Below are 21,907 nucleotides of genomic sequence, written 5' to 3'. Positions count from 1 at the left end.
GATACTCCTGATGAAAGCGAATACCGGTGAAGAAATCCTCGCCTCATGTCTTGACGCGCCGGGTGCTTGCCTACATGGTTTCTGCCAACGCCGACCGTGCGACCGCCAGGTGTCCGCACGATGTCCGGCTGTCGAAGACGCCATAGCCACGGACGTCCCCGACGGGCAAATGACGGGCTGAATTCCGCAGACGGTGTCCGACCGCGCGGCAACCCACCGCCCCCGATCCGCCGGCTGTCGGCAGCATTTCGCCCTCGCCGACACGAGTCCGTGTTCAGCTCACCGCTTCTCGTCACCTCCCGTACGCGCCCCGTACCGGTGGTGGATCCGCGGCGGCACTGCCGCGGCCCATTCCCTCTCAGGAGCCGCTATGACTCACGCAGCGCAAGTCGACACCAGTGCAGGGCCTGTCGGCGACGCACAGGAAAGCAGTCGTCTCCCCATTTCCCGCCTCATGATCGGGGTCGGCTTCCTTCTGGTGGTCCTCTCCTACATGGTCAACGCTATGGACCGCCAGGTCTTTCCCCCGCTGCTGCCCGCCATCCGTGCGGAGTACGGGTTCTCCCTGGAGCAGGGCGGGCTGCTGGCGACGAACTTCACTCTCGGCATGGCCCTGGCGGGCCTGCCCGCCGGCTACCTGCTGGATCGCTTCCGCCGCAAGACCGTGCTGCTGGTAAGCATCGTGATCTACTCCCTGGGCACGATGGCCACACCGCTGGCGACCGGATTCGCCGACATGACCCTGTACCGGGTCGTCTCCGGCTTCGGCGAGGGCATGCAGTCCGCCGCCATCTTCGCGGCGATCGGCGCCTTCTTCGCTCACCGCCGCGGCCTCGCCTTTGGAATCATCGGGGTGGGCTATTCCCTTGGCGTGTTCATCGCCCCGCTCATCGGCGTCCGCCTGATGAACGCGCACGGCACCTGGCACTCGCCCTTCTATCTGTTCGGCGCGGCCGGTCTGCTGATCGCCGCCGCCTGCCTGTTCCTCGTGAAGGCCGGTCTGACGGAGCACTCCGTGGAGAAGACCGTCTCGACCAGGACCTACGAGTACATGCCGGCCTCCCCCTACAACCGCAACACCATCGCGCTGGTCGTCCACTCGGTCGTCAGCGGTGTGGCCCTCTACGGGTTCCTCGGCCTCTATCCGACGTACCTCATCACCTCGCTGCACTACAGCCCTGAGCAGGCTGCACTGGCCATGAGCCTCCTCGGCTTCGGGGGCATGACGGCCATCTTCGGCGGCTGGCTCGGCGACCGTGTCAACCAGCGCACCCTGCTGATCGTGAGTCTGCTGGCCGTCTCCGCGGTCAGCGTGTGCATCTACACGACCCAAGCCGGAGTCGGCCTCCAGTGCGTGTTGGCCTTCCTCATGGGCGCCTTCGGCCTCGGCTTCATCTATCCGAACACCAACAGCGCGATGCAGCGGGCCGTCCGTCCCGCGCAGATCGGACGCGCCTCCGGCATCTTCGTCACCAGCTACTACGGAACGGCAGCCTTCTCGGGCCTGCTCTTCGCCGCCCTGGTGGACTCCTTCGGCTGGAGCCGGGCCGGGTTGCTGCAGGTCACGATGCTGCCGTTGGTGGGCGTCGCCGCGCTGGCCTTCGTCCGCACCTCACTGTTCAACAACGCGGTCCGCTGACGGGCCGGCCCCTCTGCCACTGGAAAGCCCGTGTCGCACCGGCCGATCGGCTGGTGCGACACGGGCTTTCCAGTGGCAGAGGTGGGCCCTGCGCCGACACACCACAGGGCCTGTTCCACCACCGAGCGGAGGAACAGGCCCTGGCGAGCGGTCGACCCGGTGGGCATTCGCCGTTCAGGCGCTCTCGGCCACGACCGGGTTGCGCAGGACGCCGATGCCCTCGATCTCCACCTCGACCTCGTCCCCGGGCCGGATCGGTCCGACACCGGAGGGCGTTCCGGTCATGATCGCGTCTCCGGGCAGCAGCGTCAGATAGCGGCTCAGGTAGGCGACGAGGTCGGGCACGGCGAGCAGCAGGTCGGCCGTGCTCGCCGACTGCGCGACGGCGCCGTTCACCCGGGTCGTCAGCGACAGGTCCGAGGGGTCGAGTCCGGTGGCGATGACCGGTCCGAGAGGAGCGAACGTGTCCTGCCCCTTCCCGATCAGCAGGGTCCCGAATGCGCTTTCCCTGCGCTGGACGATACGGTCGCTGACGTCATTGCCGCATGTGTAGCCGAGGATGTACTCATGGGCCTCGGAAGCTTTCACATGGCGGGCTTCCTTTCCGATGACAGCGACCAACTCGCCTTCGAAATGTATGAGTTCACCGTCCGCCGGATAGACGATGGCATCGCCGGGTCCGATGACAGCGGTACTCGGCTTCATGAAACACACGGGAACCTCCGGGACGTCCCGGTCGGTCTCGTCGATGTGTGCGGCGTAGTTGTAGGCGAACCCGAAGATCCGCGGCCTTTCGAGAGGCGGGAGAACGACCACGTCGCCGACTTCGTCGACCTGCCCCGTGAGGGACAACCCGGTAAAGGGATCGCCTTCGCATCTCACGATTCTGGCGTCACCGTCTTCGAATTCTCCGTAGTGACGCACACCATCGACGGCATACCTGACGATCCTCACGGAAACCTCCGCAACTAGGCAGCCGCTTGCGGCGGCTGCAAGGGCCCCTCCCATAGTGCTAACGTTAGCATGAGACAGTGATCAACTCCGCTGTCCCCACCTTCCGACCGCGGAGCGCGATGGGATTGCTACCGTTGGCACGCGGAAAGCAATGGCACCGGACCAGCCGCCTGAGGGAGCCGCTTACGTGATCACGACCAGGGACATCGCCGAACGCCTCGGGGTCTCCGTCTCGACGGTCGGCCGGGCGCTCTCCGACGACCCCCGCATCAGCGAGGAGACCAAGTTCCGGGTCCGCCAGGCCGCGTCCGAGATGGGTTACGTGGGGAACCGTGCGGCGCGAATGATGCGGGGAGCGTCGAGCAACGTGGTCGCGCTGGTGATCCCGGACATCCGCAACAGCTTCTACTCGACCATCGCGCATCAGCTGTCGAAGAACATGCAGGCCGAGGGCTTCCAGCTGATGCTCTCGGAGACCGACGACGACCGGATGGTGGAGCTGCGCCATCTGCGGGAGCTGTCCGCCAACCGCGTCGCGGGCGTCATCATCGTGCCCACTGCGCGCCCGCACGGCGATTCCGTCAAGCTTCTGCGCACCCTGCCGCACCTGCAACTACTGCGCCGCCACCCCGCCCTCGGCTCCCAGTGGTTCGGCGTGGACGACCACGAGGCCCTGCGTCAGGCCACCGCCCACCTGGTGGAGCTGGGCCACACCCGCATCGCCTATATGGGCGGCCCCGAGGAACTGCCCACGGGCGCCGAACGGCTGCGCGGATTTCGCAGCGCCCTGCGCGAAGGCGGCCTGCCGGACGACGCCGGGCGCGCAGAGCTGTGGCCCCCCTCGTCCGTGGACCACGGCCGCCGGGCGACGCGCCGGCTGCTGGACGGCCCGGACGTGCCCACGGCACTCGTCCTGGGATCGACCCAGCTCACCCTGGGTGTGCTGGAGGAGTTGTCCGAACAGGGCGTGAAAGTGCCCGGGGAGCTGTCCGTGGTCGGGTTCGGGGACGAACCGGGTTTCTCCTGGTGGGGGCCGGGGCTCACCACGACCGGTCTGCCGATCCAGGAGATGGCCACCGGCTGTGCGCTGTGGCTGATGCGCCGCCTCAAGACCAAGCCGGACAACGACGGACCGTACACGTCGGTCTCCCTCGGGTCGCTGGTCCTGCGCGGCAGTACGGCGCCCCCTGGCCCGGCGACGACCGCCTCCGGGCGCGGCTGAGCCACTGCCGGGTTCGGGCCTCCGGTCCATGCGGTAGCTGCGCTGTCGGCCCATGGGCCGGGGAGCAAGGCCACGACCCGGCCCCCCGATTCATGGACCGGCTCCCCCACCCGGCCACTCGGTCCGCCTGCACGCACAACGCGAAGGGTGCCCGGAGCGCATCGCTCCGGGCACCCTTCGCGTCGTCGGTCACGTCGTTAAAGCCGGTTCACGTCAATACGTCATCAGTACGTTCCGCAACGCAACCCGCGCATGACGCCGGCGGTACGGGCGAGTTCGTCGAGCACCTGCTCGGCGGCGGTCTCATGTATCTTGCCGGGCCGGAAGACGCCGTCCGCGACGACTTCATTGACGAACGGAATGCTCACGGTCGGGCCGATCGGAAGCATCCTGAGGTTCGCCACCACCTGCTTGGCCATCTGCACGGCCCGGGTGCCCGCCGATACCCCTCCATAGCTGACAAACGCGGCCGGCTTGTGCTGCCACTCCACGACGAGGTAGTCCCAAGCGTTCTTCAGCGGGGCCGGAAAGCCGCCGTTGTACTCCGGGGTGACAAAGACGAACGCGTCCGACGCGTCCACGATCCGGCTCCACTCCACGGTATGGCTCTTGGTGTACTGCCGCAGCGCCGGCGGGTGCGGCTCGTCGTAGAAGGGCAGAGCGAGTTCGCGCAGATCGACGAGGTGCGACTCGAACCCGTCGTGTTCCGCGGCCCTGGCGGTGAACCAGTCCGCGACGGATCTGCCCACGCGTCCGGGACGTGTGCTGGCGACAACTGTGGTGAGGGTCATCGGGGGCGCCGAGGGCCCCGATGCCATAGGGGGCTCACTTTCCATGTCGGCAACGATCCGGCCCGGCGAACCCGCGCCCGCCTGTGCTGTCCGTCCGTCCAGGAGGAGTACGGGTCCGCCGGAGTATCCGTTGCCGGGGGTGCGACGGATTATGCGAACGATAGCACTCACTCGAAGTCGCGCCAGTACCGCAAGAACAATCAACAGCCACACCGAACCTGATGTCGCCTGCCCCTTGACAGGACTGCCAGCTCTTCGCAGGATTGCGCTATCGTTAGCATTGGTCAGTCGCGATGGCCGGGCAACCCCCGTCATCGCCCTGTGCCCCGGATTCCGTCGCCGGCCGCGCCGGGACCATGAAGAGAGCTGTACGGCCCTTCTCCCGTGTCCGGCGTCGCGGTACCGGTCCGGGTGTCGCACCGTGGGGCCCGCCCTCTCCCGCTGCCGGTCGGCCAGGGTTCCTCCCTTCGCCTCCTGCTGCGGGAATCCGTCCCGCCACGGCGGGCACGGACGCCGGCACCGGCCCCCGCTCATCGCCCCGAACTCCGAAAGGTCTCACCGTCATGACAGACACGCGGATCACCAAGCTCCACGGCCGCAGGGTGTGGGACTCACGCGGCCGGCCGACCGTCGAGGTCGAGGTCCACCTGGCGGACGGCGCGATCGGGCGGGCCATCGCACCCGCGGGGGCCTCGACGGGCCAGGGCGAAGCGCTCGATCTGCGCGACGGCGGCGACCGCTTCGGCGGACTCGACGTCCGGCGCGCGGTGGCTTCGGTCAACCGCGAGATCACGCCCGCTCTGCTGGACCTCGACGCTGCCGACCAGGAGGCCGTCGACCGCCTTCTGGTGGACCTGGACGGAACCCCCGACCGCGGCCGTCTCGGCGGCAACGCGATCGTGGCCGCGTCCATGGCGGTCCTGCACGCCGGCGCCGCTTCGGCGGGCGTACCACTGTGGCGGCACCTGGCGGGTGGGCGGCCGGTCCGCATCCCGCTGCCCGAGATCCAGATCTTCGGCGGCGGCGCCCACGCGGACCGCCGCGTCGACGTCCAGGACTTCATGGTGGTCTGCCCCGCGGCGCGGAGCTTCTCCGAGGCGCTGGACTGGACGGCGGAGATCTACCGGGCGGCCGGCAGCCTGATGCGCGCCGCCGGCAAGGCCCAGGGCGTCGCCGACGAGGGCGGCTTCTGGCCCGCCTTCGACTCCAACGAGGAAGCGCTGGAGACGCTGAGCCTCGCCATCGAGAGCGCGGGGTTCGCTCCCGCCACCCAGGTCGGCATCTCGCTGGACGTCGCGGCCTCGCAGTTCGGCAGTGCCGGCAAGTACACCCTGGCCCTGGACGACCGCACACTGGACACCGAGGCGCTGATCGACATGCTGGGCGGCTGGATCAGGCAGTACCCGATCCTGTCCGTCGAGGACCCGGTGGGTGAGGACGATCACGACGGCATGCTGGAGTTCACCCGGCGCCACGGCCGCCACTGCCAGGTGATCGGCGACGACTACCTCGTCACGAACGCCAAGCGGGTGGAGGCCGCGGCCACCGTCGGAGCGGCGAACGCCGTCCTCGTCAAGCCGAACCAGGCCGGCACGGTCACCGAGGCGTTCCAGGCCCTGCGGGCCGGTAAGGAGGCCGGCTTCGGCACGATCGTCTCCGCCCGTTCCGGGGAGACCGAGGACATCACCATCGCCCATCTGAGCGTCGGCTGGGACGCCGGCCAGCTCAAGGTGGGATCGTTCACCCGCTCCGAGCGCATGGCGAAGTGGAACGAGGTTCTGCGCATCGAGGAGTCACTCGGTGATTCCGCCGAATTCAGCGGCTGGTCGGCGTTCCCGTTCGCCGACCCCGCGTCCTTTGCGTCCAGGCCCTGAATCGGCTTCGGAGCATTAAAGTCATTCGAATTCCAAGAGCCGATCCGAGCACGGAGACCAGCATGCTGCCACCCGTCAATCTGCGCCCGAATTTCAACATCACCCGCTCCAGTCACGTCCGTCTCACGGTCGCCGATCTGGCCGAGAGCCGGAACTTCTACGTGAAGGCGCTGGGCCTCGTCGTCAGCGACGAGGACGACCGCACCTGCTACCTGCGCGGCCTGGCCGAGGCGTGCCACCACAGCCTCGTGCTGGAGCTGGACGAGGAGAGGGCCGGATCGTGCAGGCGGGTCGGTTACCGGGTCTTCTTCGACGAGGACCTGGACCTCGCGTACGCCTGGTTCCGTGAGCGGGGGCTGCCCGCCGAGTGGGTCGACGCCCCGTACCAGGGCCGCACCCTGCACGTCAGCGACCCCATCGGCACCCCGCTCGAACTGTGCGCGCACATGGAGACCCGGCCTCGGCTGCACATCGACTTCGCGTCCCACAAGGGCGCCCACGCGCAGCGGCTGGACCACTACCAGATCTTCGCGCCCGACACCTACGAGCTGTGCGCCTTCTACAGCGAGCTCGGCTTCCGCAACTCGGAGTACCTGGAGCACGGCGACAAACTGCTGGGCGCGTTCATGTACCGCAAAGGCACCTGCCTCGACCTCGCGATCGTCGAGAACACCGGGCCCGCCCTGCACCACTTCGCCTACACCGTCTCCGAGAGCCACGACATCTTCACCGCCTGCGACTGGGCGGGCATCCTCGGCTACGGCGACGGGGTGGAGCGCGGCCCCGGCCGGCACGGGCCGGGCGGAATGCTCTTCGCCTACCTCCGCGACCCCGACGGGCACCGGGTGGAGGTCTTCAACAGCCACTACCAGACGATCGACACCGAGATCGAGCCCGTCCGCTGGGACGCCGCGTCACTGAGCACCAACGCCCGCTGGGGTCTGCCTGCCCTGGAGAAGTGGTACTTCGAGGCGTCGCCCTTCGTCGACGCGCCGCTGATCCCGCCGGCCGAGCTGCCGAAGCCGATGTCCCTCGAACGATTCCTATTGGAGCAGTCCGCCCCCTGACCCGGCCCGGCCTTTTCACCCCTGCGTCACCCGAGGAGACACCATGGCACGAGTGCCCTACCTGGACCGCGAGGACGCGGACCCGGCACAGAAACCCCTGTACGACCGGCTGGAAGCCGAACGCAAGGTACCGACGGCGAACATCTTCCTCGCCCTGGCCAACGCGCCGGCCCAGCTGGACGCCTTCCTGACCTACGCCAACTCGCTGCGAGCCGCCGACCTCAGCCCCCGCTTGCGAGAGCTGGCCATCCTGACCGTCGGATACGCGACCCGGTCCGTGTACGAGGTCGCGCACCACCAGTCGCACGGGCTCAAGGCCGGGCTCACCGAGGAACAGCTCGCGGCGGTGCCCGACTTCGAGTCTTCGGGCCTGTTCGATGACACGGAGAAGGCGGTGATGCGCCTCGCCAAGGAGTCCACGCTCCAGGTCGACGTCTGCGAGCAGACCTGGCGTGCCGCCGCCGACCTGCTGACGGACCGGCAGATGGTCGAACTGTCCTTGTCCATCGCCTGGTACAACTCCGGTGTCCGCATCATGGGGCTGCTGGACATCGACCTCGAGGAAAATTACCCGAATCCCTTCCCGAAATCGTAGAAGTCGGCCCCGTAAAGGCCCCTCGATATGTGAGAAGTGACAGCCGAGCCGCCGGTCCGCCGCCTCGGTCGCCGAAAAAATTTCCTCCGTCCCCGACCGTCGGGACGGAGTATTTCCAAGGAGTATTTCGATGGCGAAAATGCTCGCTGCACGACTGCACGCGCTCGGTGAGCCGATGTCGATCGACAGCATCGACGTGCCCACCCCGCGGGCGACCGACGTGCTGGTGCGGGTCAAGGCGTGCGGGATCGTGCCGAACATGGCCAACGTGATCAACAATTGGCCCACCTGGTTCCCGCACCAGCCGCTGCCCAAGCTCCCCGCGATCTTCGGTCTGGACGCCGCGGGTGTGGTCGAGGCGGTCGGCGAGGCGGTGCTGCACACCAAGCCAGGCGACCGGGTGTACGTCAACCCGCTGCGCGGCTGCGGCAGTTGTCAGGTGTGCCGGGGCGGTGAACTGAGCCGCTGCCGCTACTTCACGCTGAACGGCTACTTCAGCACCTCCCGCGACGGTCAGCGGATCTTCGACCTGTATCCGTACGGCGGTTTCTCGCAGTACATGACCGCCCCCCAGTCCTCGATCGTCAACCTCCCCGACAACATGACGTTCGAGCAGGCCGGAAAGCTCGGCTACATCGGCACGTCCTACGGCGCCCTCAGGAACGCCGCCGCCGGCCCCGGCCAGGTCGCCCTCATCGACGGGATCACCGGCACCCTCGGGGTCGCGTCGACCCTGCTCGCGCTCGCCTCCGGCGCCTCCCGCGTCCTCGGGACCGGCCGCAACGAGGAACTCCTCAAGCGCGTCCGGGAATTGGATCCGAAGCGGATCGAGGTCATGCGGCTCGGCGACGGCTCCACCGGTGAGTGGGCCAAGTCCCGCACCGGCGGCGAGGGCGCGGACTACGTGATCAGCGCGCTGGGCGCCAAGGCCCCCGTGGAGACGATGCTCGACTCCATGCAGGGCGTCCGCCGCGGCGGCAGGGTCGTCAACGTCGGCGGTGTCGCCGACCGGCTGCCCGTGGACGTGAAGTGGCTCATGGACGAACAGGTGCAGCTGATCGGCTCCAACTGGTTCTCCACCGCGCAGGGGCAGGAACTCGCCGACATGGTGGCCACCGGCGCCCTGGACCTGTCGTACCTTCAGACCAAGCCCTTCCCGCTGGCCAGGGTCAACGAGGCGATCTCGGGACTCGAGGACCGCGACGGCGGATTCAGCAACTACGTCGTCATTCCCTGAACCGCCACCGGCCATGCTGCCGACGGCCCCTACCCCATACTCACCCCGCGGCGATCCTGTTCTGCCCTGACGAGCGCCGCGGGGTGTGCTCACCACAGGCCGTACACACAGCCCGCTCCCTCCTCGGAACGGGCCCAGCGGGATGGAGGAGCCGATGGAACTGCGCTGGCTGGAATCGTTCGTCATCGTCGCGGAGGAACTGCACTTCGCACGGGCGGCCGACCGTCTGCACCTGGCCCCCTCGGCTCTCAGCGCCCAGGTCAGGGCACTGGAGTCACACCTCGGTGTGCGGCTCATCGACCGCGGACGGCGCACCCGCCCCGCGCTCACCAGCGCCGGACTGCTGTTCCTCGAAGAGGCGCGGCTGACCCTCGCCCAGGCCGCCAGGGCCGAGGCCATTGGCCGGCGCGCCGGTCGTGGGGAACTGGGTCACGCCCAGATCGCCTACGTCGCCTCGGCCGCGTTCTCCGGGGTGCTCACCGACGTCCTCACCCGCTGCGCCGCTCCCGGCACCGAACTGACCGTGCAGGTCCGCGAGCTGGAGACACCCGCCCAACTGGAGGCGCTGGTCTGCGGGGACATCGACGTCGGATTCCTGCGCTTCAGGCCGGAGTACCCGCCCGAGGTCACGGCCACCCGCCTGCTCACCGAGGACGTCGTCCTGGCCCTGCCGGCCGGCGCCCCGCTGGCGGCCTACGAGGCGGTACCGGCGGCACAGTTGCGCGACGAGTGCTTCGTCGCCCCGCACTTCGACGAGGAGTACGGCTGCCGCGGCCAGATCCTCGAAGTGGCGGAGCGCGGGGGCTTCAGCCCGCGGTGTGCTCCCCCGGTACGGGACTTCATCGCGGCTCTGACCATGGTCGGCGGTGGTCTCGCGGTCGCCCTGGTCCCCGATTCGCTGCGCCGCGTCCAGATCCCGGGGGTGGCCTACCGTCCACTGGCCGACGTGGCGCTGACGACCAGTCTGGTCGGCGCCTTCCGCAGGGGCGAGACTTCACCCGCGGTGCGCGGTGTGATCCGCCGTCTGCGGGAGGCGGCTGCCGCCCCTGTCACCGCCGGCTGATACCGCCGCTTTCCGCCGGGCGTCCGGCCACCTGCCGACGCCCGGCCGGCGCGTGGGCCCCTCTGGTCCGCCCTGGCCGCCGGACGCCTCGCCGACGGGGGGCCGCGTCCGGAGTCTGTCCAGGGGACCTCGGCAGCTCCATCATGTCTGTCCCCGAGGGCGCCGGCCCCGCTGTCCGCGCCCTCCTCCTCGTGCTCGCGCCCCGGCCGACGTGCCCGTCCTGGTCGTGATCGGGACGGCTCCTCTCAACGCGCCGGACCGACACCGTGCCGACGCATGTTTGTGCGCGGAAAACGCATCATCAGAGCAGGTCAGAGAGGTGTTCCCCGGCCTACGCTCGACACCGCAGCACAGACCGTCACGGCGTCGGCCAACCGCCGCCGGACGCGGGAACAGGCGGAGGAGCACATGACATCGATCAAGCACGTGGGCGTCGTCGGCGCCGGGCAGATGGGCCGGGGCATCACCGAGGTCTGCGCCCGGGCCGGGCTGCACGTCACCTTGTGCGACGTCACCGAGGACAGGGCCCGCGCCGGGCTGGCGGGCGTCGCCGACTCACTGCTCAAGGCAGAGAAGCACGGCGCCATCGGCCCGGAAGACCGCGCCCACGCCCTCGCCGGAATCTCGGTCACCGCCGACCTCTCCTCGCTGTCCGGCACTGACCTGGTGATCGAGGCCGCCGTCGAGGACGAGCGGGCCAAGACAGAGCTGTTCCAGCAGTTGGACAGGGTGGTCACCAACCCGTCCGCCGTGCTGGCCAGCAACACGTCCTCGATCCCCATCGCCCGGCTCGCGGCCGTGACCGGACGTCCGCAGGCTGTGGTGGGCCTGCACTTCTTCAACCCGGTCCCCGCCATGCCGCTGGTCGAGGTGATCCCCTCGATGCGCACCTCCAGGGCCACGGAACAGCGCGTACGCGCCTTCGCCGCCGAGACCCTGGGCAAGAAGACGATCGTCACTCAGGACCGTGCGGGGTTCGTGGTCAACTCCTTGCTGATTCCCTACCTGTTGGCAGCGGTGCGCATGGTCAGTTCCGGCACCGCGACGGCCGAGGACATCGACACGGGCATGACCGCCGGCTGCGCCCACCCCATGGGCCCGCTGCGCCTCGCCGACCTCATCGGCCTGGACACGGTGGCGGCGATAGGCGAGGCCCTGTACGAGGAGTACCGCGAACCGCTGTACGCCCCGCCCCCGCTGCTGCGCCGCATGGTCGAGTCGGGCCTGCTGGGACGCAAGTCGGGACAGGGGTTCTTCAACTACCAGGTGGCCTGAGGGAACTGCCAGGTGGCCTGAGGGAACCGGCCACATGCTGTCCCGCACGGCCTGAGCACCATGCGTCCGCCGTCGTCATCTCCTGCCCCCTCAGCAGCCGCCCCAACGGCCGGGGTTCTCGCACTACGGCCCTTGACGCCGTCGTCCAGCCGCCCGCGCAGCCCGGGGGCTCATGCCATAGGCCGCCTTGAAGGCGTGGCTGAAGTGGGCCGGGTCGGAAAAGCCCCAGCGTCCGCCGATGGCGCCGACCGGAAGGTGGTCCAAGGCCGGATCGGCGAGGTCGCGCCGGCACCGGTCCAGACGCTGTTCCCGGATCCAGCCCGAGACGGTGTGTCCCTGTGCGGCCAGCAACTTGTACAGGTACCGGCGTGAGATGCGGTGGGCGGCCGCTATGCCTTCGGGGCTCAGCCCGGGGTCGGCGAGCCGCTCGTCCATGTAGGCGAGGAGGCGCTGGGTGAGCACGCCCGGGCCGTCCTCCTCGATGCTCCGGTCCGCGCCCGCCTGCTCCGCGAGCAGGGCTCCTATCAGGCCGACCACGTGGTCGGCGAGCCGGGGCGTGCCAGAGGACTCCAGGTGTGTCATCTGCCGCGCCAGCCCGTACAGGAGGGGCTGTACGACTTGGCCGAGCCCGTCGTGGCATGGCACCGGTGTCGCCGTCACCCGCGCCAGATCACGTTCCATGATGCGCAGCATGGTGCGGGGGAACATCAGGACGAGGCCGGTGTGGGACTGCCGCAGGTCGTACGTGAAGGGCGAGCGGGTGTCGTAGACCACCAGTTCGCCCGGACGCACCTGGGCCTGACGATCTTTCTGGGTGAGCACTCCCTGCCCGCTGAGCTGTAGCGTGAGCTGGAGGAGGTCGGGCGCGTCGGAGGCGATGTGCCGTCGGGTGCGCGCGACGCTGTGCGGTTCGGCCGTGATGACCGACATTTGCACCTGACCCACCTGCGCGGCGTGCAACGAAGCGCGGAAGTCGGAGCACTCGCGCGGCAGGACCGCCATGGGCACGAGACTCCGGCTGACGGCGTCCCGCCAGGATTCCAGTCTCTCGCCGGCTGTGGCATCGCTCGGCGTCGTCATCCGGGGCATATGGCCCTCCTCCTGGCCGGAGTGTAGGACACTCCGGGCGATATCCGACCCGCTCTGCGACCGACCGCCCTTTCGGGACGTTCCTCCACCGTGGCCGCCCAGGAGCTGTTCTCAGCCAAGCAAAAACCTGTGCCCCCGCATACAAGCGGGGCCTGTGCTCCGCCCCACATCATTCGGGCAGTGAACGGGACGCGTCGGCGGCTCTTGGACCGCCCTCCGCCTCCCGCAGGAACGGCCGTGCCGACATCCCGACCGCCCCGCGCGGTCCGGAAGGTGCTTCGCCACAACGTTTCGTAACCAGCGGCACCCGGGATTCCCCTTCAGTCACCGGCGGTCGTCTCCGACCGCAGGCACTCACAAGGACACATCATGACGACATTGCTCCAGCCCTCCGCGCCATCCGACCGGGCAACCGACGACAGCGTGCTCGGCCGTGTCCGCGCGCACCTGCCCGAGATCGCGGCGCGGTCGGCCGAGGCCGAGGCGGCCCGGTCGGTTCCCGCGGAGATCATCACGGCCCTGCGTCACTCCGGCGTGTTCCGCATGAGCCTGCCCACGGCATGGGGCGGCTCGCAGCTCGACCTGGTGGAGAGCGCACGAGTGGTCCGGGAGATCTCGCGTGCCGACGGCTCGACGGGGTGGACCGTGCAGGCGGCCTCGATGGCTTGGTTCTTCGTGCGGTCGCTGCCTGGGGAGACGCTCGAGAAGGAGGTCTTCGGCGACGGCGCCAACCTGATGCTCCGTGGGGCGATCGCCCCGAAGGGGACGGCGACGGCGGTGGCGGGCGGCTACCGGATCAGTGGCCGCTGGCCGCTGGCCAGCGGCTCGTTCACCCCGGACTGGATGCTCGCGGGCTTCGTGGTCGAGGGCGCGCCCCCGCTCCCCGACGGGCGCCCCGAGATGCGCGTCGCGCTGATCCGCCCCGAGCACGTGACCTTCCTCGACACGTGGGACGCGGTGGGCCTGCGCGCGACGCAGAGCACCGACTTCACCATGGACGACGTCTTCGTGCCGGAGCGCTTCACGGGCCCTCTGTCGGGCGGCAACAACATCCCCGCTCCCTTCTACAACCTGCCGTACACGGCAACGGGCGCCTCGCACGACGCCGTCATCGTCGGCTGTCTGGAGGGTGCGCTGGGCGACTTGGCCGAACTGGCCGCCACCAAGCGGCCGGCGTTCAACCCGAGAGTGGTCATCGGTGAGGATCCGGTGTTCCAGGAGAGGTTCGCCGAGCTGCACCTGCGTACGACGGCACTCAACGCCCTGTTGGAGCGGACCGGCCGTACGGTCATGGACCGGGCCTTGGCAGGGGACGAGCCCACCCCGGCCGAGTGGTTCGGCTACACCGGCAGCCATCAGCACATCCATCATGAGGGCATCCGGATACTCAACGAGATCATGACGCTGTCGGGCAGCTCCGGGCTCTACAGCTCCAGCCCTCTGCAGCGTCGCTGGCGCGATGTCCGCTGTGTCTCCCAGCACGTGGCCGGCAACAACGGTTCGATGCGTCGTCTGGGCGCGGTCCTGTCGGGTCAGGAGGTCACCGGATGAGCCCGCTCGTCGCGACACCGATGGATCCTGCCGTGCTGCGCCAGGCGTTCGGCTGTTTCCCATCCGGGGTGACAGCCCTGTGCGCGCTCGACTCCGGGACGCCGGTGGGCATGGCCGCGAGTACGTTCACCCCGGTCTCCCTCGATCCCCCTCTGGTGTCGGTCTGTGTCCAGGACACCTCGTCGACCTGGCCGAAGTTGCGCAGGCAGAGCCGTCTGGGCCTGAGTGTGCTGGCCGAGGGACAGGACCTGGTCTGCCGTTCGCTGGCCGGGAAAGGCATGGACCGGTTCGCGGAGGTCGACTGGGAGGCCGGCGAGGATGGCAGCGTGTACATCCGCCGCGCCAACCTCTGGTTGGACTGCTCGCTCCACGCGGAGTTCCCCGGAGGGGACCACACCATCGTCGTGCTGGAGATCCACGGCCTGAAGGCCGAACCCGACCGTGCGCCGCTGGTCTTCCACGGCAGTCGCTTCCGGCGCCTGGCCGTATGACGACCGGTTGACCGGCCCGCGGGAGCTCCCCGGCCTGCTTCGTGCACGCACCCCAGGTCGAGGAGCTCCCGCGGGCTTCCGGCACTGGCGGCGCTGCGGCATCTAGAACAGGATGCTCGTCGTCCAGTCGGGTGGGAAGGACGACGCGGTGGCCCGTGCGGCCGCGGGCGGAGGCGGGGTGTAGCGGGACGGCGGGGCGGGGTGCAGACCGAAAAGCGAACCGGCGGCCTCCGCGAACGCCTCGGCGCATCGCACTGCCGCCTCCGGCGGGACAGCCATCCGCCGCAGGGCCCCGGCGCACGCGTCCTCTACCAGATCCAGCTGTCTCAACAGCTCGGCCGGCCGGCCCGGGCGGCCGTCGCCCGCCAGATCGGTCAGCAGCTCTCGTGCCTTGTGCTGCACAGCGGCCAGCGCGTCCCATCCCCGTGAACGGAGTACCGGCCGGAGTCCCTCGGCCCCGGCGATGGGCAGGCCGAGGGCTTCGTGGAGCTGATCGCGGATGCGGGCGTGCCACAGTGTCAGCTCACCGGGCCGATCGGCTTGAAGGCCGGCGAGAACGACGAGCAGGGCCGCCGCTCCCGTCGCCCAGTCGTCGCCCCCACCCGCCCCTCGTGGAGGGCCGGGCTGGAGGAAGGGACGGAGTGAGTCGAGGGCCTGCGCGGCCGATTCAGCCGCACTCTGGCAGGCGTGCTCAGTGGGCATGGGTGCGTCACCGCTTCGTCGAGGTGTTGTCGGCTGGTCCGGGTCGGGTTGGGCTCCACTGCACAGGCGGTTGGTCCGGGGGCCGACCCTCTGCGGGGGCTTGGAGCATCTACCACCGCCCAGCCGGCTTCCCGGCCGACGGCGCACCACGTCAGCCGACTGCGCGGCGGGCTGCCACTTCCTGCGTGAGCTGGGGCGCCACCGCGAACAGGTCTCCCACCACGCCGTAGTCGGCCAGGTCGAGGATGGGGGCCTCTGGGTCCTTGTTGACGGCGACGATCGTCTTGGAGGTCTGCATCCCGGCGAGGTGCTGGATGGCCCCGGAGATACCCAGGGCGACGTACAGCTGCGGGGAGACGGACTTTCCGGTCTGCCCGACCTGGAACTGGTGCGGGTAGTACCCGGCGTCGACCGCGGCGCGCGAGGCGCCCACCGCACCGCCCAGGGCGTCGGCCAGCTCCTCCACCACCTTGAAGCCGTCCGCTCCCCCGACACCACGGCCGCCGGAAACGACGACGCTCGCCTCGGTGAGCCCCGGCCGGTCGCCCGTGGATGCGGCGCGCCGGGCAGTGACACGGGCGGACGCGGCGGGGTCGGCCGCCGGCAGGGCGAGCGTCCGCTGCACGGCCTGCCCCGGACGCTCCTCCGGTTCGATGGCCCCCGGGCGTACGGTGATCACCGGTACGCCCTGGGTGACTTGCGATCGCACAGTGTACGACCCTCCGAAGACGATCTGAGTGGCCACCGCGGAGGAGTCGAGGTCGACCGCGTCGATCAGCAGCCCGGCGTCCAGCCGCGCGGCGAGACGCCCGGCCACCTCGTTGCCGTCCGCCGTCGCGGAGACCAGAACGGCGGCGGGAGAGGCTTCCCCGACCACGAGCTGAAGGGCATCGACAGCGGGCGTGGCCAGGAACTCGGCCGCGTCGGTGGATTCCGCCGCGTGGACGGTCGTGGCGCCGTACCGGGCCAAGGACTCCGCGAGGCGGGCCGCTGTGCCGGGGGTACCCACGACGACCGCGGCCGGGTCACCCAACCGCCTTGCTGCGGCCAGGAGTTCGTACGTGGGCTTGTGGACGCGTTCCCCGTCGTGGTCGACGAGGACGAGGACATCGGGCATGGGGTGCCTGCTTCTTGTTGCGGAGCGATTCGATTCAGAGGAGCTTCTGGGCAATCAGGTGTTCGATGAGCTGCCGGCCGGCCGAGCCGTCGTCCGTGACACGGATCCCTGCGGCCCGGGCCGGACGCGGGACGGCCTCCACCACGCGGGTGCGGGTCACTCGGAACCCGGTGTCATCCGCGTCGGGGAACAGGTCGTCGAGGTCGGCCGTCTCCACCGGCTTCTTCTTGGCGGCCATGATCCCCTTGAACGAGGGGTAGCGCGGCTCGTTGATCTTCTCGGTGACGCTGACCAGCGCGGGCAGCGATGCCTCCAGCGTCACCTCGCCACTGTCGGTCTCGCGTTCGGCTCGCACGCGTCCCCCGTCCACGTCCAGTTCGCGCGCATGCGTCAGCTGCGGCAGACCGAGCAGGTCGGCAACGATGGCGGGGACCGCGCTCGCCTGTCCGTCGGTGGTCGCGTCGCCCGCCAGGACCAGATCGACCTCCTCCACCGTCCGCACGGCGGCCGCCAGCACCTTGGCGGTGGTCACCACGTCGGCGCCGTGGAGTCGGTCGTCGCAGATGTGGATCGCCCGGTCGGCACCCATCGCCAGCACCTTGCGGATGGCGTCGAGCGCGGAGTCGGGCCCCATGGACACGACGGTGACCTCGGCGTCCGAGGTCTCCTTCAGCCGCAGGGCCTCTTCCGCGGCGCGTTCATTGATTTCGTCGAGCACCAGGTCGGCACCCGCGCGGTCAAGGGTGTGGTCGTCGGCGGACAGGGTGCGCGCGGCTCCGGTGTCCGGGACCTGCTTGACGAGTACGACGATGTTCACGGGCGTCTTCCTTCAGCCGGGGCGGTCAGCGGAACGCCGGGTATCCGGTGATCGCCTGACCGACGACCAGCGTGTGCATCTCGTTGGTGCCTTCGTAGGTCATCACCGACTCCAGGTTGTTGGCGTGGCGCAGCGGCGAGTACTCCAGGGAGATGCCGTTGGCCCCCAGCACGGTGCGGCATTCGCGGGCGATGGCGATCGCTTCCCGCACGTTGTTGAGCTTGCCGACGCTGATCTGCTCGGGCCGGATGCGGTGCTGGTCCTTGAGCCGGCCCAGATGGACGGCGAGCAGTGCGGCGTTGCCCAGGGACACGCTCATGTCGGTGAGCTTCTTCTGGGTGAGCTGGAAGGCGCTGATCGGTTTGTCGAACTGCACGCGGGAGTCGGCGTACTCGATGGCCGCCTGGAGGGAGTCACGGGCGGCGCCGACCGCGCCGAACAGGATGCCGAAGCGGGCCTCGTTCAGGCAGGACAGCGGTCCGCGCAGGCCCTCCGCCAGCGGCAGCCGCGCCGATTCCGGCAGCCGTACGTTGTCGAAGTACAGCTCGGAGGTGATCGAGGCGCGCAGCGACATCTTCTGCTTGATGTCCTGCGTGGTGAAGCCGGGAGTGCCGCGCGGGACGAGGAAGCCACGGACGCCGTCCTCGGTCTGCGCCCAGACGGTGGCCACATCGGCGATGCCGCCATTGGTAATCCACATCTTGGAGCCGTTCAGGATCCAGTCGCCGCCGTCGCGGACCGCCCGAGTGCGCATCCCGGCGGGGTTGCTGCCGAAGTCGGGCTCGGTCAGGCCGAAGCAGCCGATCGCCTCACCGGCGGCCAGCCGGGGCAGCCACTGAAGCTTCTGCTCCTCAGAACCCCACTTCCAGATGGAGAACATCGACAGCGATCCCTGCACGGAGACGAAGCTGCGGAAACCGGAGTCCGCCGCCTCCAGCTCCAGGCAGGCCAGGCCGTATGAGACGGCGTTGGTGCCGGCGCAGCCGTAGCCCTCCAGATGCATGCCGAGTACGCCCAGCTTGCCGAGTTCAGGGGCGAGTTCGCGGGCGAAGTGCGCGTTCTCGAACCACTCGCCGAGGTGCGGGCGCACCCGGTCGGCGAGGAACTTGGCGACGGTGGCCTGGATCTCCCGTTCCTCGTCGGTGAGGGTGGAGGAGAAGTCGAGCAGTTCGAGCGGGTCCTTCAGCGGCTTGCGGCTCATCGTGGGCTCCTGGCGGTGACGGTGGTGGGTGATGTCGGGGTATTGGTGTCGAGGCGGAGGTCGGTCACGTGACCGATCCCTCCGGTTCGGTGACGGAGTCGGAAAGACGGTCGAGGATGGCCGCAGTGTGCTGACCAAGGCGTGGCGGCGGCAGGCGGTACTGCGCGGGTGTGCCGCTCAGCGCGATGGGGTTCGCGACCTGACGGGAGGGCCTGTCCTCCGTCCTGTCGGCGGGTGCGGCGGGGATGTCGACGATGCCGGGGAGGCCGAGCTTCGCCGCGAAGGCGAATGCCTCATCGAGGGTGTTGACCGGTCCGGCGGGCACGCCCGCGGCCAGCAGGACGGCCGACCAGTGGTCGGCGCCGACGACGCCCAGCCGTTCGGTCAGCAGCTCCTTGAGTTCGGCGCGGTGGGCGACGCGGTCGGCGTTGGTGCGGAAGCGGTCGTCCAGCGCGAGACCGGGATCCCCGACGACCTCGGCGAGCGCCGCGAACTGCCGGTCGTTGCCCACCGCGATCGCGATCGGGCGATCGGCGGCCGGGAAGGTCTCGTACGGGGCGATGCTGGGGTGCGCGTTGCCCAGACGGCCCGGCACCACGCCGGCGACAGCGAACGCCGACGCCTGGTTGACCATGGCCGACAGCAGCGAGCCGAGCAGGTTCACCTCGACCAGTTGGCCCTCCCCGGTGGCGTCCCGGTGCCGGAGGGCCGCCAGGACGCCCAGCGAGGCGTGCAGGCCGGTGATCACGTCGACGAGTGCCACGCCGGCCTTCACCGGCTCCCCGGCCGCGTCTCCGGTGACGCTCATCAGACCGCCGACGGCCTGCACGAGCAGGTCGTATCCTGGGATCGCCGCGCCCGCACCGCTGCCGAAGCCACTGATCGAGCAGTAGACCAGCCCCGGGTGCCGGGCGCGCAGTTCGCCAGGACCCAGCCCCAGCCGCTCCATCGTGCCGGGACGGAAGTTCTCCACCAGCACGTCGGACTCGGCGACCAGGGCACGGGCCTGTTCCAGACCGGCCTCGGTCGTGAGGTCCAGGACGACGGACTTCTTGTTCCGGTTCACGCTCAGGAAGTACGTAGAGGTGCCGTCGTGGTCCGCCGGCGGGTGCCAGGCCCTGGTCTCGTCCCCGGCACCCGGCCTCTCCACCTTCACCACCTCGGCGCCGAGATCGGCGAGGAGCATCGTGGCGTAGGGCCCTGCGAGAACCCGGGAGAAGTCGGCGATGCGCAGCCCTTCCAGCGCACCGCGCCCCGCACCTTCGCGGCCGATGCCAGCCCGTTCGTCCGGCGCGTCGTACTGGGTGCCCACGCACCCTCCTCTCTCGTCGTACCGGCCTGCGAACACCGTGTCCGAGCCGTCAGCCCTCACCACCAGCGCTCCAAAGACGTCGCCGGGTGGGTGAGCTCGACGACGGGCAGGCCCTGACCGACAGGGGCGGCCGTCCGTACGAACCTCACCCTGGCGCCGATCCCGACCACGACCGGCGCCGTCCCCGTGACCTGGCAGAGCAGGTTGAAGCCTTCGTCCATCGCGACGAACCACGTGTGATGCGGAGCGTGGCCGGTTCGACGGACGACGGCTCCGGCGCCGGCGCTGCGCTCGCGTCGGAAGCCCGTGCATCCGCAGGCCCGGCAGAACGAGCGTCGGTAGGCGGGGGTGCCGCACCAGAGGCACCGCTGGAAGAACAGCTCGTGGCCGACCGCCGGTGCGGCCGGCACGGCGGGCGCGGTCGTGGTGGCGGCAGCCACTTCGCACTCCGCGCACTCAGTGGTTTCACGGGTGTCCGTGTGGAGCATCACGACCTCCTGCGCTCAGTTCGACGACCGGAAAAGGGGGACCGGAAAAGTGGTGTCAGGCATCCGGTCCGGCTCCCTCACCCTGACCCCGCCGAGGAGTGGCGGTCAACGACGAACTGACGCATCTTTGTGCGCGGAAAACGTTCCATTCACGGAGGTCAGAGCCGGTTTCCTGGCACTACTCTCACGACGTGGCCCCGTCAGCGGTGCGGTGGTTACCCAGGTTCAGAACCCTGGCCGTGGGCGTAGGCCGGCACGGTGCGCCGGAACAGGCAGCCGCGGTCTTCACTCAACGGTGCGGTGCATGAGCTCGGGGCGACCGCCGGTACCGCAATGGTCCCGCTCGAGGACGGCCGGACGCTGGCCAACGTCGTCGCGGGGGGTGGTCCCCTGGCGGTCTTCACCGTGGCGGACTGCCACCCGGTGGACGATGAGCGGTACACCGGATCCGTCGCCTACCGCACGGGCCGCCAGTGCGTACGCGTGCGGAGTGAGACCCCCAGCGGTGTCCGCCCGGCCATGCCGTTCCCGTATGCGATCGTCGCCACACCGTTGGTCAGCCACGCGGAGCGATCGTTCGGGGTCCTGGTCCTGATCTGGGCCGACCCCGTCGACCGGACGGGCGTCTCCGCACGAGTGCGGAACCGCTGCGAGACCCTGGCACAGGAACTCTCCCGCAGGCTGCAGCGACAAGGCGGCCTGTCCCCGCGCAGGCGGGACCCCCGGGGCCGAGATTCATCCTGGCCAGACCCACGGAACAGGAAACTCTGCTCGAGTCGGCGAGTCTGTCCCTCGTTCACCGGATCAGCCGGCTCGCCGCGCGGCTTAGCCAGGCTCCGAGCCTTGAGGACGTCGTCGAAACGGCGATCGCACATTAGGCCAGCAAGAGTCCTGCCACAGCCGCCCACAGACAGCCACACTGTGGAATCGCCAACCGCACCGGCCGGAGCGAGCCAGCTGTTCAGACGCCTCCCGGCAAGCAGGTGGAAGACAGTGAGAATTACCCGACCGCCTTCCGCCTTGCGGCCACCAACGCAGACGCGTTTCAGCAGGTCAGCGCACTCTCCCTCGTGGCTTCAACGGCACCGGCGGCAGGTCCGGTGCAGGCAGTGGCGCGCCGTCGTACCCCTTCACCTCCCCGAACCGGGATCCCTCCATCCAGTCCTGACGGGCCTGTACGATCTCTTCCTGCGACCGCCCGATCCAGTTCCAGAACATAGCGAATCCCGCGCGCTTCAGCGCAGGTCAGCAGCGTTCCGGACCGCTGACGGTTAGCAAACTGTCAGCATCGGTCCTGGAGGGGTCTGCCACCGTGAGTTCCAATGCCTTGGTTCGTGGGATGGGGTCGTTTTTCAAGGAGTGTGAGCATCCGCGGTCGCGGTGGTCGAAGTGTCCTCATCCGTACAAGGTCCGGTATCGGTC

19 protein-coding genes and 1 pseudogene are annotated in these 21,907 nt (G+C 69.4%); 10 read left to right on the top strand and 10 right to left on the bottom strand.

Translation table 11 applies throughout. The features are described 5' to 3' along the window. Nucleotides 1-370: 370 nt before the first annotated feature. The gene (locus ABZ192_RS40915) at nt 371-1,639 is read left to right on the top strand and encodes an MFS transporter (protein WP_356929539.1); all 1,269 of its coding nucleotides are present in this window, start codon (nt 371-373) and stop codon (nt 1,637-1,639) included. Between the two features lie 174 nt (nt 1,640-1,813). On the opposite strand, the gene ABZ192_RS40910 is transcribed toward ABZ192_RS40915, so the two are convergent. After that, on the bottom strand, nt 1,814-2,647 hold the full coding sequence (locus ABZ192_RS40910; protein WP_356929538.1) for a fumarylacetoacetate hydrolase family protein: 834 nt from the start codon (nt 2,645-2,647) through the stop codon (nt 1,814-1,816). A 133-nt stretch (nt 2,648-2,780) separates the two neighbouring features. Here ABZ192_RS40910 and ABZ192_RS40905 point away from each other — a divergent pair, with 133 nt between their 5' ends. Next, nucleotides 2,781-3,815: a LacI family DNA-binding transcriptional regulator gene (locus ABZ192_RS40905; protein ID WP_356929537.1), complete on the top strand. Its 1,035-nt coding sequence runs from the start codon at nt 2,781-2,783 to the stop codon at nt 3,813-3,815. A gap of 224 nt (nt 3,816-4,039) precedes the next feature. On the opposite strand, the gene ABZ192_RS40900 is transcribed toward ABZ192_RS40905, so the two are convergent. Further along, nucleotides 4,040-4,606: an NAD(P)H-dependent oxidoreductase gene (locus tag ABZ192_RS40900; protein WP_356929546.1), complete on the bottom strand. Its 567-nt coding sequence runs from the start codon at nt 4,604-4,606 to the stop codon at nt 4,040-4,042. A gap of 563 nt (nt 4,607-5,169) precedes the next feature. Between ABZ192_RS40900 and eno the strand changes: the two genes are divergently transcribed. From eno to ABZ192_RS40870, 6 genes are all read left to right on the top strand, one after another. Continuing rightward, nucleotides 5,170-6,480: a phosphopyruvate hydratase gene (gene eno / locus ABZ192_RS40895; protein WP_356929536.1), complete on the top strand. Its 1,311-nt coding sequence runs from the start codon at nt 5,170-5,172 to the stop codon at nt 6,478-6,480. A gap of 62 nt (nt 6,481-6,542) precedes the next feature. After that, entirely contained in the window at nt 6,543-7,547 is a 1,005-nt protein-coding gene (locus ABZ192_RS40890; protein ID WP_356929535.1) for a VOC family protein, read from the top strand. Nucleotides 7,548-7,590: 43 nt separating this feature from the next. After that, nucleotides 7,591-8,142: a carboxymuconolactone decarboxylase family protein gene (locus ABZ192_RS40885; RefSeq protein WP_356929534.1), complete on the top strand. Its 552-nt coding sequence runs from the start codon at nt 7,591-7,593 to the stop codon at nt 8,140-8,142. A 130-nt stretch (nt 8,143-8,272) separates the two neighbouring features. Beyond that, complete coding sequence (locus tag ABZ192_RS40880; RefSeq protein WP_356929533.1) at nt 8,273-9,379, top strand: alcohol dehydrogenase catalytic domain-containing protein; 1,107 nt, start codon at nt 8,273-8,275, stop codon at nt 9,377-9,379. Between the two features lie 154 nt (nt 9,380-9,533). Then, on the top strand, nt 9,534-10,442 hold the full coding sequence (locus ABZ192_RS40875; RefSeq protein ID WP_356929532.1) for a LysR substrate-binding domain-containing protein: 909 nt from the start codon (nt 9,534-9,536) through the stop codon (nt 10,440-10,442). 408 nt (nt 10,443-10,850) lie between these two features. Further along, on the top strand, nt 10,851-11,717 hold the full coding sequence (locus tag ABZ192_RS40870; RefSeq protein WP_356929531.1) for a 3-hydroxybutyryl-CoA dehydrogenase: 867 nt from the start codon (nt 10,851-10,853) through the stop codon (nt 11,715-11,717). A gap of 123 nt (nt 11,718-11,840) precedes the next feature. Here the strand turns inward: ABZ192_RS40870 and ABZ192_RS40865 are convergent, their stop codons facing one another. After that, entirely contained in the window at nt 11,841-12,806 is a 966-nt protein-coding gene (locus tag ABZ192_RS40865) for a helix-turn-helix domain-containing protein (protein WP_356929530.1), read from the bottom strand. Nucleotides 12,807-13,175: 369 nt separating this feature from the next. Between ABZ192_RS40865 and ABZ192_RS40860 the strand changes: the two genes are divergently transcribed. Both ABZ192_RS40860 and ABZ192_RS40855 read left to right on the top strand, forming a co-directional pair. Continuing rightward, nucleotides 13,176-14,357: an acyl-CoA dehydrogenase family protein gene (locus ABZ192_RS40860; RefSeq protein ID WP_356929529.1), complete on the top strand. Its 1,182-nt coding sequence runs from the start codon at nt 13,176-13,178 to the stop codon at nt 14,355-14,357. Further along, nucleotides 14,354-14,848 carry a flavin reductase family protein gene (locus tag ABZ192_RS40855; protein WP_356929528.1) on the top strand — a complete coding sequence of 165 codons (495 nt, stop codon included), beginning with the start codon at nt 14,354-14,356 and terminating at the stop codon, nt 14,846-14,848. Before ABZ192_RS40860 ends, ABZ192_RS40855 begins: the two co-directional genes overlap by 4 nt. Before the next feature lie 102 nt (nt 14,849-14,950). On the opposite strand, the gene ABZ192_RS40850 is transcribed toward ABZ192_RS40855, so the two are convergent. From ABZ192_RS40850 to ABZ192_RS40820, 7 genes and pseudogenes are all read right to left on the bottom strand, one after another. Then, nucleotides 14,951-15,550 carry a hypothetical protein gene (locus tag ABZ192_RS40850; protein ID WP_356929527.1) on the bottom strand — a complete coding sequence of 200 codons (600 nt, stop codon included), beginning with the start codon at nt 15,548-15,550 and terminating at the stop codon, nt 14,951-14,953. Nucleotides 15,551-15,701: 151 nt separating this feature from the next. Next, nucleotides 15,702-16,667, bottom strand: a complete 966-nt coding sequence (locus ABZ192_RS40845) for an electron transfer flavoprotein subunit alpha/FixB family protein (protein ID WP_356929526.1) — start codon at nt 16,665-16,667, stop codon at nt 15,702-15,704. A 34-nt stretch (nt 16,668-16,701) separates the two neighbouring features. After that, nucleotides 16,702-17,484, bottom strand: a complete 783-nt coding sequence (locus tag ABZ192_RS40840; protein WP_356929525.1) for an electron transfer flavoprotein subunit beta/FixA family protein — start codon at nt 17,482-17,484, stop codon at nt 16,702-16,704. A 25-nt stretch (nt 17,485-17,509) separates the two neighbouring features. Next, a complete protein-coding gene (locus tag ABZ192_RS40835) occupies nt 17,510-18,685 on the bottom strand; it encodes an acyl-CoA dehydrogenase family protein (RefSeq protein WP_356929524.1) in 1,176 nt (391 codons plus the stop codon). A 64-nt stretch (nt 18,686-18,749) separates the two neighbouring features. After that, complete coding sequence (locus ABZ192_RS40830; RefSeq protein WP_356929545.1) at nt 18,750-19,958, bottom strand: CoA transferase; 1,209 nt, start codon at nt 19,956-19,958, stop codon at nt 18,750-18,752. Nucleotides 19,959-20,053: 95 nt separating this feature from the next. After that, a complete protein-coding gene (locus tag ABZ192_RS40825; RefSeq protein ID WP_356929523.1) occupies nt 20,054-20,437 on the bottom strand; it encodes a hypothetical protein in 384 nt (127 codons plus the stop codon). A gap of 1,101 nt (nt 20,438-21,538) precedes the next feature. Next, nucleotides 21,539-21,703 (bottom strand): annotated as a pseudogene (locus ABZ192_RS40820) (pirin family protein); the annotation flags it as partial. Between the last annotated feature and the right edge of the window lie 204 nt (nt 21,704-21,907).

Origin of the sequence: Streptomyces sp. NPDC006235, assembly GCF_040613735.1 — a bacterium.
Lineage (GTDB): Bacteria > Actinomycetota > Actinomycetes > Streptomycetales > Streptomycetaceae > Streptomyces.
This window is presented reverse-complemented; position numbering and strand designations above follow the sequence as displayed.

Coding starts and splice junctions, on each gene's coding strand:
- ABZ192_RS40915 (WP_356929539.1), top strand. CDS start 371: ATGACTCACGCAGCGCAAGTCGACACCAGTGCAGGGCCTGTCGGCGAC.
- ABZ192_RS40910 (WP_356929538.1), bottom strand. CDS start 2,647: ATGGGAGGGGCCCTTGCAGCCGCCGCAAGCGGCTGCCTAGTTGCGGAG.
- ABZ192_RS40900 (WP_356929546.1), bottom strand. CDS start 4,606: ATGACCCTCACCACAGTTGTCGCCAGCACACGTCCCGGACGCGTGGGC.
- eno (WP_356929536.1), top strand. CDS start 5,170: ATGACAGACACGCGGATCACCAAGCTCCACGGCCGCAGGGTGTGGGAC.
- ABZ192_RS40890 (WP_356929535.1), top strand. CDS start 6,543: ATGCTGCCACCCGTCAATCTGCGCCCGAATTTCAACATCACCCGCTCC.
- ABZ192_RS40885 (WP_356929534.1), top strand. CDS start 7,591: ATGGCACGAGTGCCCTACCTGGACCGCGAGGACGCGGACCCGGCACAG.
- ABZ192_RS40880 (WP_356929533.1), top strand. CDS start 8,273: ATGGCGAAAATGCTCGCTGCACGACTGCACGCGCTCGGTGAGCCGATG.
- ABZ192_RS40875 (WP_356929532.1), top strand. CDS start 9,534: ATGGAACTGCGCTGGCTGGAATCGTTCGTCATCGTCGCGGAGGAACTG.
- ABZ192_RS40870 (WP_356929531.1), top strand. CDS start 10,851: ATGACATCGATCAAGCACGTGGGCGTCGTCGGCGCCGGGCAGATGGGC.
- ABZ192_RS40865 (WP_356929530.1), bottom strand. CDS start 12,806: ATGCCCCGGATGACGACGCCGAGCGATGCCACAGCCGGCGAGAGACTG.
- ABZ192_RS40860 (WP_356929529.1), top strand. CDS start 13,176: ATGACGACATTGCTCCAGCCCTCCGCGCCATCCGACCGGGCAACCGAC.
- ABZ192_RS40855 (WP_356929528.1), top strand. CDS start 14,354: ATGAGCCCGCTCGTCGCGACACCGATGGATCCTGCCGTGCTGCGCCAG.
- ABZ192_RS40850 (WP_356929527.1), bottom strand. CDS start 15,550: ATGCCCACTGAGCACGCCTGCCAGAGTGCGGCTGAATCGGCCGCGCAG.
- ABZ192_RS40845 (WP_356929526.1), bottom strand. CDS start 16,667: ATGCCCGATGTCCTCGTCCTCGTCGACCACGACGGGGAACGCGTCCAC.
- ABZ192_RS40835 (WP_356929524.1), bottom strand. CDS start 18,685: ATGAGCCGCAAGCCGCTGAAGGACCCGCTCGAACTGCTCGACTTCTCC.